Origin of the sequence: Bradyrhizobium sp. HKCCYLRH2060, from assembly GCF_051168135.1 — a bacterium.
Classification (GTDB): domain Bacteria; phylum Pseudomonadota; class Alphaproteobacteria; order Rhizobiales; family Xanthobacteraceae; genus Bradyrhizobium.
In genome coordinates this window covers 107,817-121,031 of record NZ_JBNPUK010000010.1, presented here as the reverse complement: position 1 = coordinate 121,031, position 13,215 = coordinate 107,817, and the positions used below count along the sequence as shown (strand labels likewise).

Below are 13,215 nucleotides of genomic sequence, written 5' to 3'. Positions count from 1 at the left end.
CGTGCAGCAAGGAGATCCGCCATGATCACACTCGAAAAAGGCATCACGCGCGCAGGTACCGGCTATGCCGGCAAGACCTGGAATATCCTGGGTCAGCTCTATTATCCCAAAGCCGTCACCGACTCCACGTTCGCCTTCGAGACCAACAGCGAGCCCGGGCAGTTCGTGCCGGTTCACGTTCATCCCACCCAGGACGAGTTCATCCTGGTGCAGGAAGGCGTACTCGACCTCAAGCTCGACGGCGTCTGGGTCAAGGCGAATGCCGGCGACCTCGTGCGCATGCCGCGCGGCATTCCGCATGGCTACTTCAACAAATCCGACAAGCCGGCGCGCGCGCTGTTCTGGGTCTCGCCGATGCAGAAGCTGGAGGCGCTGTTCAACATGCTGCACAATCTCGCCGACCCGGCCGAAGTGGTGCGAATCTCGGCGGAGCACGAGGTCGACTTCCTGCCGCCGGAGGCCAACGACTAGGCGACAGCGCGGGCCCCAGCGAGCGCCCCCCGATTGTTGCGGTACGAACGGCGCGCGATCATCGCTGTCGGCTCCGTGCGCCTGCAGCATGAGCAGCCGCTGCGCTCGGACGAGATGCGACCGGCGAGATCCTTCTCGCCCTGATTTCGATGCCGACCCATCCGTCGGCATCGCACGTCTCGGTCGCGCCGAGCGACCTTCGTCACCATCGAACTCTCGCGGGCTTCTGCAGCGCGGCGGGCGAATGCCGCCCGAACGCGGCTGCGCGCTCGACAACAAGGAGGTCCCATGATCAGCCGAAAGAATGTCTGTGTGATCGGCGCCGGCGTCTCCGGCCTGGCTGCAGCCAAAGCATTCACCGCCCGCGGGCACGACGTCACCATCGTCGAGCGGAGCGCCGATCTCGGTGGCGTCTGGGAGCCCGCGCGGTCCTATCCCGACGTGCAGACGCAGAGCCCCAAGGAGCTCTATCGCTACACCGACAAGGCGATGCCGGATCACTACCCCGAATGGCCGAAGGGACCGCAGGTCTATGCGTATCTTGCCGACTACGCGAAATCCCACGACCTCGTCCGCCTGATGCGGTTGAACACGACCGTGCTTGCGATGCAGCGCCGCAGTGACGGCAAGCCTGGATGGAGTCTCGACCTCAAAACCGGAGACCGAACGAGCCGGGAGGATTTCGATTTCGTCGCCGTCTGCACCGGTCAGTTCAACGAGCCGCAGACATTGTCGCTTGGCGGCGAAGATCAGTTCGCGGCCGCCGGCGGCTTGATCCTGCATTCCTCGAAATACAACAATGCCGCGCTCACGAAGGGGCGCGACGTGGTGGTCCTCGGCGGCTCGAAATCGGCAACCGACATCGCGGTCAACGCCGTGCGCTCCGGCGCGCGCTCGGTCACGATCGTGCTTCGCGAAGCGGTGTGGCGCATTCCCTACTTCATCGGCGGCCTGATCAACTTCAAGCGCATCCTCTATATCCGTGCCCAGGAGCAGATGTTCGCAAGCTGGGGCATCGGCCCGCTCGCGCGCGCTGCCCATCTGCTGGCGAAGCCGCTCGTCTGGGCCAATTGGCGTGGCCTGGAGAGCGTGCTCAAGACGCAGTTGAAGCTCGCCAAATGCAACATGGTGCCGAAGGGCAGGATCGAGGACGGCGTGAACTGCTCCGTCCCGATCGCCACGCCTGACTTCTTCCCGATGGTCGCCGACGGCCGGATCAAGGCCGTGTACGGCACCTTCGACCACTACGAGCCGAACACCATCGTGACCAGCGGCGGTGAACGGATTCCGGCCGACGTCGCGATCCTCGCCATCGGCTACAAGCTCGGGGTCCCGTTTCTGTCGGATGCCGACCGCGCCAGACTGGTCGATCCGGACGGGCAGTACCGGCTGTACCGCCTGATCGCCAATCCCGACCTTCCCGACATGGGATTCGTCGGCTTCAATTCGAGCTTCTGCACCGTGCTCTGCGCGGACATGGCCGCCAACTGGCTGGTGCGCTACGCCGACAAGCAGCTCGCGCATCAACCGAGCGAGCGCGAGATGCGCGACAACATCGAGATGATGCTGCATTTCAAGCGGGTCGAACGTCCCGCCGCTGGTGTGTATGGCGGACTTTGCGTCGCGCCCTATCACTTCAAGCATTTCGACGAGCTGTTAGCCGACATCGGCGCTCGGCGCCGACGGCGCAATCCGTTGGCCGAGATGTTCACGCCGCCCGACGCGGACGCGTATAAGGAGTTTCTCGCGTCCGCGCCGGCCTGCCAGGCCGGCTGAGGTGGCGGCGAACAGTCTCGCCGCGCTGCAGACACAGTGACGCCGCGAGCGAGACGCAATGCAGAGGGATGGCCGGCGCCCGGTGGGCGCTGGCCTTCCCGGCACAGTCGGGCTATCCAAAGCGCCCCGGCCTCCAGCCGTTCGCCTCGGAGCCTGCCATGATCCTCTCGACCCATCTCCGCACCATCGGTCTCGCCGCTTCGGCCGCGTTCCTCCTGACCACCGCGGCCCAAGCCGCAGAAGTTCACGTCATGATCTCCGGCGGGATGACCGCTGCGTTCAAATCCCTGGTGCCGGAGTTCGAGCGGCGCTCGGGTCACAAGATCGCGATTGCGTACGGCCCGTCGATGGGAACAACCACGAATGCGATTCCGGTTCGCCTCGAGCGTGGCGAACCTGCCGATGTCCTCATCATGGTGGGCTACGCGCTCAGCGATCTCACCACCAAGGGCAAGGTGACGCCGGATAGCCGTGCGGACCTCGCCAACTCGCCGATCGGCGTCGCCGTCAAGTCGGGGACGCCGCATCCCGATATTTCGAACGCGGAAGCCGTGAAACGCATGCTGATCGCCGCCAAGACCATCGCCTATTCGGACAGCGCCAGCGGCGTCTATGTCTCCACCGAGATGTTCGACAAGCTTGGCATCAAGGACGAGATGAAAGGCAAGGCGCGGATGATTCCGGCCACTCCCGTCGGCGAGATCGTGGCCCAGGGCGAAGCGGAGATCGGCTTTCAGCAGATCAGCGAGCTCAAGCCGGTGAAGGGCATCGACATCGTCGGGCCGCTGCCGGCCGGACTGCAGAAGATCACCGTGTTCTCCGCCGGCATCGCCACGGCCGCCAAGGAGCCGGAGGCCGGCAAGGCGCTCATCAAGTTCCTGCAATCACCGGATGCGCGTCACGTGATCGCGGAAAGCGGCCTCGATCCGATCGTGAGGCGGGCGCCGAACTGACTCCGCAGGAGCCCGGCTGAGACGACGGCTCCCCCCCGTGGCGCGGGAGAGTCCGGCAGGCAGCGTCGGTGCGCTTACTGGGTGAGCAAAGTCGACTCGCTCAGATTGTTGGCGCCGTAGGCCTTCTTGAGCAGACCGTTCGCCTTGGACTCCGTCATGAACTTGGTGACGAAGGCCAAGGACTGCGGATGCTTCAGCGGCACCGCGACCGCCGTGTCCGTCTTCTTGAAGGTCTCGGCGAGCACCTTGGTGCCGGGAATCTGCTTGGCGATGAGATTCAGTTGATCGCGCGCCAGCGCGAGCGCGTCGATCTCGCCCGCGCTGAGCAGCGCATAGACTTCCTCGTAGGACTTGAAGCCGGTGACGGTCGCCTTCTTCAGGAAGGCCTTGGCGCCGCGCATCACGGTCGTATCGTTGATGGCCGCAACCTCGGTGCCGGCCTGGTCCAGCGCCGCGATGTTGGCGACGTCGAGACCGGCGCGGACGATGAAGGTGGTCTCGACCGAATCGTAGACCGGACCGAACGAGACCTTGGTTTCGCGCTCCGCGTCCTTCGGCATGAACGCCACATCCCAGATGCCCCGCGCAGCATCTTCGGTGATCGCATTGGAATTCGGATGCTCGACGAATTCGACGGGCACACCGACCTGCGCGGCCATGGCCTTGCCCAGTTCGACCGGAACGCCTGAATAGCCGCTGTCCGACTTGACGCACCAGAACGCCCCGCCGGCGGCGCCGACGGCGATGGCGACGCGAAGCTTGCCGGTCGGCGCGATTTCTTCCTTCAAGCCGGCTGCGCCGGCGGCGTTGCCGGCAAACGTGACTACCGCAGCTGCCAGGGCTGCGTCACGCAGCCAGCGCCAAAACGCCATGGCCCTCTCCCATCGAATTGCAAGTTGGATACGAGCCGCACCTTGCCGGGAGCACCGTTAAATACAGCTTACCTCGCTTGCGCAAAGCAGCATGCGACGCGCAAAACTTGCGCGTCGCAATTACGGTTTCAAATAACTCGATACCGAAAACCAATTAAGCGTCGCTTAAACGCAGCGCCGAACCGCGACGCCATTGACGATCACCGTGCGGCACGCCGCAGCCGCCACCGGCGGCTTGCGAACCACCACGGCGCCCGCCGCACCGGCGCAGCCGGCCCGCACGACGCCGCGTGCGCAGACCACGGCGTTGGCATCCGACATCGACACGAACGGCATTACCGCCAGGATGAACAATCCGCACAGCGTGGAAATAATGGCACGTGAAAGAATGGCGCTCATCTTCAAACTCCTGATCATGATCTGATTGGTCAAATATCCACCCTGTTGCGACCTTGCCTGGGACGTCTCCACCCGACAATTGGGACAATTTGGGTGGATTCGCTCTCCTGTGCATCCCCGCATGCGCTGCAGTGGTAACCGTGAACGGCGACAGCCGCCCTGCATCAGCGATTGGCCGCAAACTGCGCGAGCATGCCCTTGCAGCCAGGTGTCAGCGCACCGGCATTGGCCGCGAGGCACTGCGCGATCCGGCCGCCGCCCGGCTCGATGCCGCTGCACAACGCCCGCGCGTCCGCGCCGCAGGCGGCCCTCACGATGCGCAACTCCTCGAGCGGCCGCAGCGGTCGCAACACCAGCGTCGGCGCCGCCGGTGCAGCGGTGGTTGCCGCCGCGGGCCGGGCAACAGCCGCGGTCGCCGCCGATGCCCCGCTCGGCGTGGTACCTCCGCTCGAAGACGCCATCGCCTGAGCGCAGGCGCCGGACACTCCGGTCTTGTTCTGCTCCAGGCACTGCAGCGCCGCCGCGCCGCCCGGCGGCACGCTGCTGCACACCTTGCGGTAATCGGAGCCGCAGGCAGTTCGGATCGCGGCAACCTGCGCTTCGCTCGGCTTGACCGCAGGCGCCGACGCAGCCGGCTTGGCCGCCGCCGTGACGGGCTGGGCAGGCATGGCCTGGACGGGCGCGGCCGGCTGCGCCGCAGCCTTTGGAGGTTCGGCGGAAGGCTTGCTCGCCTCGGCGGCAACCGGTGCGCTCGCGGCCGGTGGCGCCGAAGCCGGCTTGGCCTCCACGACAGGCTTGGCGTCTGCCGGAGGCCTTGCCTCTGCCGCAGGCTCGAGCGCCTTGACCGCCGTCTGGCAAGCTGAGGACAGGCTCGCGATGTTCTTCTGCAGGCATTGGAACGCCGCCGTACCGCCGGGCGGCACGCTTGCGCATTTCGACATGTAGTCCGACCGGCATGCCGACTTGATCGCGTTGCGCTGCGCATCGCTCTGCGCCAGCGCCTGCGTGGCTGCGAGGCCGGCCGCCGCGGCCATCCCGAGCACCAGCAGTGTCCTGAAGCAATTGATCATCGGTGGATCCTCAATGGTGTCGTGCTTCAATTTCTTGTCGCCACCGCAGTCGCCAGCAGGGTGGCCAATCGGGTCTCGTTAGTATGAGCTCACGCATATCGGCCCAGGCTGCGCCGGCGGCGCTGGCCTGGCAATTGGGAAAATTTGGGTGGATCGCATATTCACTCCGCCGGCGCCTCCCGCAGCGCCGGCTGCGCCGCCGGAAGCTCCGGCGGCAGGATCAGCGCGGCGAGGACCGCGACCAGGCAGAGCGCGGCGAAGGCCTGCAACATGGTGACGAAGCCGCCGCGCTCATACAGCCAGGCGACCAGGCCGACCGAGGCGCCGGCCGCGGTGAAGCCGATGAAATAGCGCACCGCATAGGCGCGCGAGCGCCACTCCTCGGCGGTGTACTTGCCGACCATGGCGTCGTTCACCGTAACCTGCCCGAACGCGCCCATGACGATGCCGATCGAGGCCAGGATCAGCGCCCAGTCGCGCGCATCGGCGGCGAGATACAGCAGCGGCGCCAGCACCAGCGAGAGCGGCAGCGCGATCGTCTTCAGCGCATGCCGATCGAGCAGCCGCCCGATCGTGTACTGCGTCATCGCGCCGAACACGTAGACACCTGCGGCGATCACGCCAAGCAGCGCCGGGCTCTGCGTCAGCCCCGCCAGCCGCTCCGCGAACAGCTTGGGCAGCGCCACGGTGATCGCGTTGAACGTCGTGGAGATCGCGATCACCACCAGCAGCAGCGCCAGCACCACGCGCCACATCTGCTCGCGCGCCACGCGGGCCTGCGCCGCCGCCTGCTTCGAGCCGCGACGATCCTCATGCGCGACCAGCATCGCGAAGGCCAAGCCGATGCCGATCGTGATCACGCCGGGCACGATGAAGGCGAAGCGCCAGCCGAGATACTGCCCGACCACACCGGTCACCAGCGCCGAGGAGGCGACGCCGAGATTGCCGAAGACGCCGTTCAGCCCCATGTCGCGGCCGAGCCGGTCGGCATAGGACACCAGCATCGCGGTTCCCACCGGATGGTAGATCGAGGCGAACAGGCCGATCGCGAGCAGCGCCGCGCCGAGCTGCCACGGCGTCTGCACCAGGCCGACCGAGATCATCGACAGCCCGATGCCGATGTAGAAGATCAGCATCATGTGCCGCCGGCTCCAGCGGTCGCCGAGCCAGCCGGTCAGGAGCGAGCCGGCGCCGAAGGCGATGAAGCCGGGCGTCGCATAGGGCAGCAGGTCCGCATAGGCCATGCCGAGCGCGGGGCCCATGATGATGACCGCAGCTGCGAAGATCAGCATCGCATAGTGGTCGATGAAATGGGCCGCGTTGACGAAGCCGATGACGCGGCGGGGGCTGTTCATGGGAGCTGTCCTCGATTCCTGACAGATCGGTTATAGTCGACGCGACCAACGAGAAGCCGCCAATGACCATCGTGGACACGCCATTGAAGCCGCTCGGCGCCGACCGGGTGACCACCGAGCCCGGCGTCCACCTGATCGCGCGCCTCTATCACAAGGGCGCCCGGCTCGATCCGCACATGCACCGCGAGTCCCAGTTGATCTACGCCTCGCGCGGCACGATGCAGGTGACGACGCCGCGTGGACGCTGGCTGGTGCCGCCGGACCGCGCCGTCTGGGTTCCGGCGCGTCACGGCCATGCCATCGACATGCTGGCCGACAGCCAGATGCGGACCTTGTATTTCGAGCAGGACTGGCTCAAGCGGGAATCGCGCGGCGTTCCGCTCGACCGCGAGTTCGTGGTGCAGGTCTCGCCGCTGCTGCACCAGGCGATCCTGGCGCTGTTCGCCGCCGACGGCGACCGTGCGCGCACCGCGCTGCTGGTGCGGCTCGCGCTGATCGAATTGCGCCGCGCCGAGGATTCCTCGACCTTCATCCCCCTGCCGCAGGATCCGCGCGCACGCCGCGCCGCCCAGCTCGTCCTCGCCTCTCCCGCGAGTGAGGAGGATCTGGCGACCCTGGCGGGCAAGGTCGGCAGCTCGGCCCGCACTCTGTCGCGGCTGTTCGCGGCGGAGACGCGGCTAAGCTTCAAGGCGTGGTGCCAGCGCGCCCGGATCGCGGCCGCGATCGAGCGGCTGTCCACCGACCGTCAGCTCTCCATCAAGCAGCTCGCCGCCGATCTCGGCTATGCCAGCGTGCCGGCGTTTTCGCATGCCTTCAGGCAGGTCACCGGCCGCACTCCGACCGAATTCGCGGAGCAGACAGGTGCATGACACGCCGGCCGCATATGCACGCCGCGACGGCGGCGTTGACGATTTGTTATGTTTGAATGTCGCCAGCTTTGCCATAAATCCATGTAACATCGCCCTCATCACGCTCCGGGATTCGACCGACATCAGATGGCCAACGCCTTTTTCACCGACCTGATCACCACAATTTCCGAGCGAGGCCGGACGCTGCTGCGCGGCGGCGGCGCCCCTACCGACAAGCATGATGCGAAAAGCCTGGCCGAGCTGTGCGAGGCGCTGGTGTCCGGCGCCGGCGAGGCCTCGGGCACGGCGATGGCCCGCGACGTGCTCGACGGCTATCACGATCTCGACCCCGAGGGCCGCAAGGCGTTCTTCACCGCGCTGGTGCATGATTTCGGGCCCGACAAGGCCAAGCTCGCCAAGGCGATCGATGATTGGCGCGCGGCACCGTCGGACGAAGGCGCGAGCGCGCTGCATTTCGCCTCCGAGCCGCGCCGGCAGGAATTGATCCGCCGGCTCAACCGCGCGCCGGGCGGCACGCCCGAACTGGTGGCGATGCGCACCGATCTCCTGGATCTCATCAAGGGCAATCCGGAACTCGCCGCGCTCGATCGCGACGTCGTGCATCTCTTGAGCTCATGGTTCAACAGGGGGTTTCTCGTGCTGCGTAAGATCGACTGGTCGACGCCGGCGAACATTCTGGAGCAGATCATCCGCTACGAGGCGGTGCACGAGATCCACGACTGGGACGACCTGCGCCGCCGCATCGATCCGGTCGATCGCCGCTGCTACGCCTTCTTCCATCCGGCGATGCCCGACGCGCCCTTGATCTTCGTCGAGATCGCGCTGACCGAGACCATCCCCGGCGCCATCGCGCCGCTGCTCGCGGTCGACCGTCCGCCGGTGCCCGCCGACCGCGCCCGTACCGCCGTGTTCTATTCGATCTCCAACACCCAGCGCGGCCTCGGCGGCATCTCGTTCGGCAACTTCCTGATCAAGCAGGTGGTCGAGGAGCTCCGGCGCGAGCTGCCGAAGCTCGACACCTTCGTCACGCTGTCGCCGGTGCCCGGCTTCATGAACTGGCTGAAGTCGACCCCTGATGCGACCGAAGAGGATCGCAACGTGCTGAAGCTGCTCAACGAGCCGCGCTGGGTCGAGGATGCCGAGATGACCGCCGAGCTGCGCCCGGTGATCGAGCCGCTCGCCGCGCACTACTTCCTCAAAGCGCGCACGTCGAAGGGCAAGGTGATCGATCCCGTCGCCCGCTTCCATCTCGGCAATGGCGCCAGACTCGAGCGCATCAACTGGCTCGGCGACCTCTCCTCCAAGGGCCAGCGCGAATCCGCAACCGTGATGGTGAACTACCTGTACCGGCTCGAGGACATCGAGAAGAACCACGAGGCCTACGCCAATGACGGCGAGGTCGTCGCCTCCAGCGCCGTGAAGAAGCTGCTGCGCGGCGAAGGCCGGCGGCTGCTGGATATGAGGTTGTCGTCGTAGCCTTGCACTCACAAGGCTCATGAGACGGAACGCTCAAGCTACAAAGTCAATGTCATCCCGGCGCACGCCGGGATCCATAACCACAGGCCGCCGCTTGAGGCAGGCCAGTCGTTAGACCTCGCCAAGCCACATCCGCCGCGGCATATGGGTCCCGGATCGGCGCCGCGACGCGCCTTGCGCGTCACAGCTTGTCCGGGACGACAGCGGAGGAAAACGGCTGCGTCGGTAGCTCTCAATGGCGTCCATGAGGCAGCGCGCTTTTGCAACAACCACCGCGTCATCCCGGCGAACGCCGGGCTCCATAACCACAGGACCTCGTTTGAGGCAGGCTCGTCGTTGGACCTCGCCAAGCCACTTCCGCCGCGGCGTATGGGTCCCGGCGTTCGCCGGGACGACGATGGGGCTAGACCGGATTCACATCTCAAACAGCTCAGGGACGTGCGACCGTAGCCTCGCGGCGCATCGGGCCCGAGTGCTGCATCGCTCATGTCCCTCTGATCAGATACAGAGGGCGCAGGGAAGACCGGGTGCTGGCCACACCCATGGCCCCCGTGCGAGAAAAATGCACGGGGCAGGAACCACAGGTACGACCGGTGCATTCCGGCCTTCCCTGCGCGATGGTTTTTACGGTGTCCTTCGTGCTCTCCCTGGGGATCGGGCTTTCTTGCCCCCATCGCCCGCGCGTGCCGTCAAGCAACAACGCAGACTTGACCTCAGCGTCGAGAGGCCAGGACCACACGACTTCTCCGTCCGCAAGGACGCCGGTCGTCTGCCGACATCCTCACAGCCACCGCATCCCTGCCCCGACGTTCGTGACGACGCGTACGCCCCTCTGCGATGAGGCAGGATATCAGCAATATTGCTGATTTTCGGAATTTGTCAAGGGAGAAGATTCAGGCCGTTCACGACGCCCCCCATCGGGACGCCGTGCGCCCGGCACGCTCAGGACGCCTTCGCCTCCACGTGCCGTTTGAAATTGTCGAGAATGGCCTGCCAGCCTTGCTGTTGCATCTCGACCGGGTGCGTCGTTTCAGGATCGAAGACAACGCGAACGAGAACGCCGTTCGGACCGGTCTCGAAATGGACGTCCGCTTTCCGGTCGCCGAAGGCGTAGGCGATCAGCTTGTGCTCGACGATCTTCGTGTAGGTCCCGGCGAAGTCGAAGCCCATGCTGCCGTCCTTGGCCTCCATGCGAGAGGAGAAATCTCCGCCCTCCCGCAGATCGATCGTGGCCTTGGTCGTATGCCAGTCGTCCGAGGCAGCGTTCCACTTCACGATATCGGCCGGCGTCGTATAGGCGCGCCAGACCTGATCGATCGGGGCTGCGACGGTGGTTTCGACGGTGATCCGCATGACCATTGCTCCTTGGTTCGATTTGACGGCTCGCTGCAGACGTGCAGGAGTTTGTGCTCGAAGGACGATACAGACTGGCAGATGCCGACAGACCGTAGAACAATCTTGCCTCCAGGGATGCCGCAGGCTTGCGATGGGAAAAGCGATACGAGCGTCATTCGTTGCCGCCACCGCGCTGATTGGCGGCGCGCTTGGAGCGGTCGGTCTCGGCTACACGGCCTTGGCAGCCGGCTTCTTTGCTCTCAGTTTCGCGCCTAGGGGCATTCACAGCGACTGGAGCATGCTGGCGCTGTTGGGTGTCGTGGTTGGCATAGGTCTGGGCGGCCTCCTTGGAATTTGGGCGGGCGTGACAGCGGCAAAATTCTTGCTCCGGGAGAAGCAGACACCGGAACTCCGAAGACATTCCGACACCGAGAGATATTCATGAGCACCTCAGCGGAGATTTCGAAACGCATATCCGAATTGCTCTCGGAAGATGGCTTTCGGCAGCCTTCCCGCGGGATCTATGTGAAGCCATGGACCAACGCGTGGCGAGGATGGATCGGTGTGGACTCCGGACGTTACAGCCTGGGCCCGGTTGTCGGCGTGTTCAACGACGAGTTCCTGAAGGCCAGCAGCGAAGCGCTGAAGATGTCGGGTGCTCCATGGCGATACGGCAAGAATGGACCGCCACTGATCATGATCAACTTGCAGCAACTTGCCGAACAGGACGCTGACAATCGGGCTAGGATTTCTTGGACTTATCGCGGCAAAGCGTTGGAGCCAACCGTTGCGGACGACATCGTTCACTGCATCCGGACCTGCGGGTACCCATACATTCAGGCGCACACCAACATAGAGTCCTTGTGGCGCGAAGCCGTGGCTGAACGAAGGGCATCACCTGCCTTCGTGATGTATGTGCCGATCTTCCTCATCAAGCTCGGCCAGCTCGATACCCTTCGTCAATACGTCGCTGCCAACCGGGAGCGCCCTGTCAGCGCCGATCTCTCTGTCAGCTACCCGCAATATGTCGATGCGATGCTGAAAATCCATGGCATCGCACCGCTCGGATCGTAGCGTCGCGCCCAGGCGCCAACCGCTCGGGGCTCATGGTTCGAGACGCGCCGCGAGCGGCGCTCCTCACCATGAGGAACGAAGCCGTCTCAGCGGATACGAACCTCGTCCTGAGGAGCGCGCCGAAGGCGGGCGTCGCGAAGAAGGGCCGTAGCGCAGGCTTTAGGCCGCGGCTTGCTGCGGCCGCAGCCGCAGCACCGCTGCCGGCAGATTGGCCGTGAGCCACGCCGCAATCACCTTCTGCTTCCTGTGATACGCCAGCCCCACTGCCACCACCGCGACGCCGATCAGCGACAGCGCGAACGGGAATAGCAGCGAGTTCTTGAACACGACGTCGGCGAGGTGGCCGAGATACATCGTGATGCCGATGGCGCCGAACACGGCGTAGGCGCGGCGGACGATGATGACGGCGATGGCGAGCAGGCCGACGTTGAGCAGACAGTAGACCGCCTTGCCGAGCTCGGTCGCGCCTTCGGTGGCGCTGATGCCGCCCCAGAAGGCCATCAGGCCGAACAGGTGCAGCCAGAAGCCGAAGTCGCGGCTGTGACTGTTGTAGTCGACGATCCAGGCGACGCTGAGAATGCCGAGGCCGAACCAGATCGAGACGATGCGGCGCATCTCCCAGTCGATGTGGCTGACGTTGAAGATCCAGGGCGTGAGGTCCATCGACATGAACCACAGCGCGACCGAGATGATCGCGACGATGAAGGGCACGCGATAGAAGCGTAGCGCGATCGCGCCGGCCGCGAGGGTGGCGAGCTCCATGAACAGCCAGCTGCCCTTGATCCAGACGTAGAAGTCCTGGACCGTGCCGGGCTTGCCGAACCTGCCCCACCAGCCGAGCTCCTCCTGCACGCCGTAGACGGCGAGCGGCGCCATCGACACGGCGATCGCGATCAGCAGGCCGCCGGGGACGCGCAGGTCGCGGCGCCAGAGGTGGTTGCCGGCGAGACCGAAAGCGGCGGCGTAAGCGAGCGCGCAGGCGGTCAGGGCGCGGCCGCCCAGCTGCGAGAACGCCACCGTCGAGAACAGGCCCATGGCGCCGATCACGATCAGCGCGCCGGCGTACCAGAGCAGATGCGCGGCATCGAACTTGGCGCGGGGGGCTGCCGTTGCGACGCGCTGGTGCAGGAAGGCGAGCAGGCGCTGCAGCTCGTCGTGACCGATCGCGCCGGCAGTTTCGGCAGCACGGAGATCGTGGTCGGAATAGGACATGGTCGTCACCTCATGGGCGCGCCGGACATGCCCGTGGCGTTCGCGCGAACGCTATTGCGTTGCGCGTCGCGATACGCGGATGCCGGTGCGAACAGGGGGTAGTCTAACGGAACTTGAGCGACGTTCAAGAAAATTCTGAGCGTCGCTCATGTTTTTGAGTGAAGGGTTGCTGTTTGGCGCCGGGCGCCGTGCCCTCGTTGGCTCACGCTCTCTCCACTCGTCATGGCCGGGCTTGTCCCGGCCATCCACGTCCGAGCCCAGAAGGCCGACGTGGATGCCCGGGACGAGCCCGGGCATGACGATGGGGTTGGCAGGGTGCCCCATCCTGAGGGCGGACGATCGTTGAGGGGCCG

Annotated in this window: 12 protein-coding genes; 6 read left to right on the top strand and 6 right to left on the bottom strand. The window is 65.4% G+C overall.

Annotated elements, in window-relative coordinates; all coding sequences use genetic code 11:
- Nucleotides 1-21: 21 nt before the first annotated feature.
- From ACQR10_RS20215 to ACQR10_RS20205, 3 genes are all read left to right on the top strand, one after another.
- The gene (locus tag ACQR10_RS20215; protein ID WP_315805785.1) at nucleotides 22-471 is read left to right on the top strand and encodes a cupin domain-containing protein; all 450 of its coding nucleotides are present in this window, start codon (nucleotides 22-24) and stop codon (nucleotides 469-471) included.
- Between the two features lie 288 nt (nucleotides 472-759).
- Nucleotides 760-2,247: a flavin-containing monooxygenase gene (locus tag ACQR10_RS20210; RefSeq protein WP_316217641.1), complete on the top strand. Its 1,488-nt coding sequence runs from the start codon at nucleotides 760-762 to the stop codon at nucleotides 2,245-2,247.
- A gap of 158 nt (nucleotides 2,248-2,405) precedes the next feature.
- Entirely contained in the window at nucleotides 2,406-3,200 is a 795-nt protein-coding gene (locus ACQR10_RS20205; RefSeq protein ID WP_316217643.1) for a substrate-binding domain-containing protein, read from the top strand.
- Nucleotides 3,201-3,274: 74 nt separating this feature from the next.
- Here ACQR10_RS20205 and ACQR10_RS20200 read toward each other — a convergent pair whose 3' ends face one another.
- From ACQR10_RS20200 to ACQR10_RS20185, 4 genes are all read right to left on the bottom strand, one after another.
- A complete protein-coding gene (locus ACQR10_RS20200) occupies nucleotides 3,275-4,072 on the bottom strand; it encodes a transporter substrate-binding domain-containing protein (RefSeq protein WP_316177785.1) in 798 nt (265 codons plus the stop codon).
- 165 nt (nucleotides 4,073-4,237) lie between these two features.
- Nucleotides 4,238-4,471 carry a hypothetical protein gene (locus ACQR10_RS20195; RefSeq protein WP_315805809.1) on the bottom strand — a complete coding sequence of 78 codons (234 nt, stop codon included), beginning with the start codon at nucleotides 4,469-4,471 and terminating at the stop codon, nucleotides 4,238-4,240.
- A gap of 164 nt (nucleotides 4,472-4,635) precedes the next feature.
- The gene (locus tag ACQR10_RS20190) at nucleotides 4,636-5,541 is read right to left on the bottom strand and encodes a cysteine rich repeat-containing protein (protein ID WP_316217644.1); all 906 of its coding nucleotides are present in this window, start codon (nucleotides 5,539-5,541) and stop codon (nucleotides 4,636-4,638) included.
- Nucleotides 5,542-5,702: 161 nt separating this feature from the next.
- Nucleotides 5,703-6,896 carry an MFS transporter gene (locus ACQR10_RS20185; protein WP_316217645.1) on the bottom strand — a complete coding sequence of 398 codons (1,194 nt, stop codon included), beginning with the start codon at nucleotides 6,894-6,896 and terminating at the stop codon, nucleotides 5,703-5,705.
- 62 nt (nucleotides 6,897-6,958) lie between these two features.
- Here ACQR10_RS20185 and ACQR10_RS20180 point away from each other — a divergent pair, with 62 nt between their 5' ends.
- Nucleotides 6,959-7,765, top strand: coding sequence for an AraC family transcriptional regulator (locus ACQR10_RS20180; RefSeq protein ID WP_316217646.1), 807 nt, complete (start codon nucleotides 6,959-6,961; stop codon nucleotides 7,763-7,765).
- A gap of 126 nt (nucleotides 7,766-7,891) precedes the next feature.
- On the top strand, nucleotides 7,892-9,241 hold the full coding sequence (locus tag ACQR10_RS20175) for a malonyl-CoA decarboxylase (protein WP_316177779.1): 1,350 nt from the start codon (nucleotides 7,892-7,894) through the stop codon (nucleotides 9,239-9,241).
- A gap of 942 nt (nucleotides 9,242-10,183) precedes the next feature.
- Here ACQR10_RS20175 and ACQR10_RS20170 read toward each other — a convergent pair.
- Nucleotides 10,184-10,594 carry an SRPBCC family protein gene (locus tag ACQR10_RS20170; protein WP_316177778.1) on the bottom strand — a complete coding sequence of 137 codons (411 nt, stop codon included), beginning with the start codon at nucleotides 10,592-10,594 and terminating at the stop codon, nucleotides 10,184-10,186.
- A gap of 423 nt (nucleotides 10,595-11,017) precedes the next feature.
- Here ACQR10_RS20170 and ACQR10_RS20165 point away from each other — a divergent pair, with 423 nt between their 5' ends.
- Nucleotides 11,018-11,650 carry a hypothetical protein gene (locus tag ACQR10_RS20165; RefSeq protein WP_316177776.1) on the top strand — a complete coding sequence of 211 codons (633 nt, stop codon included), beginning with the start codon at nucleotides 11,018-11,020 and terminating at the stop codon, nucleotides 11,648-11,650.
- Between the two features lie 159 nt (nucleotides 11,651-11,809).
- Here the strand turns inward: ACQR10_RS20165 and ACQR10_RS20160 are convergent, their stop codons facing one another.
- Nucleotides 11,810-12,862 carry a hypothetical protein gene (locus ACQR10_RS20160; RefSeq protein ID WP_316217647.1) on the bottom strand — a complete coding sequence of 351 codons (1,053 nt, stop codon included), beginning with the start codon at nucleotides 12,860-12,862 and terminating at the stop codon, nucleotides 11,810-11,812.
- Nucleotides 12,863-13,215 lie beyond the last annotated feature (353 nt).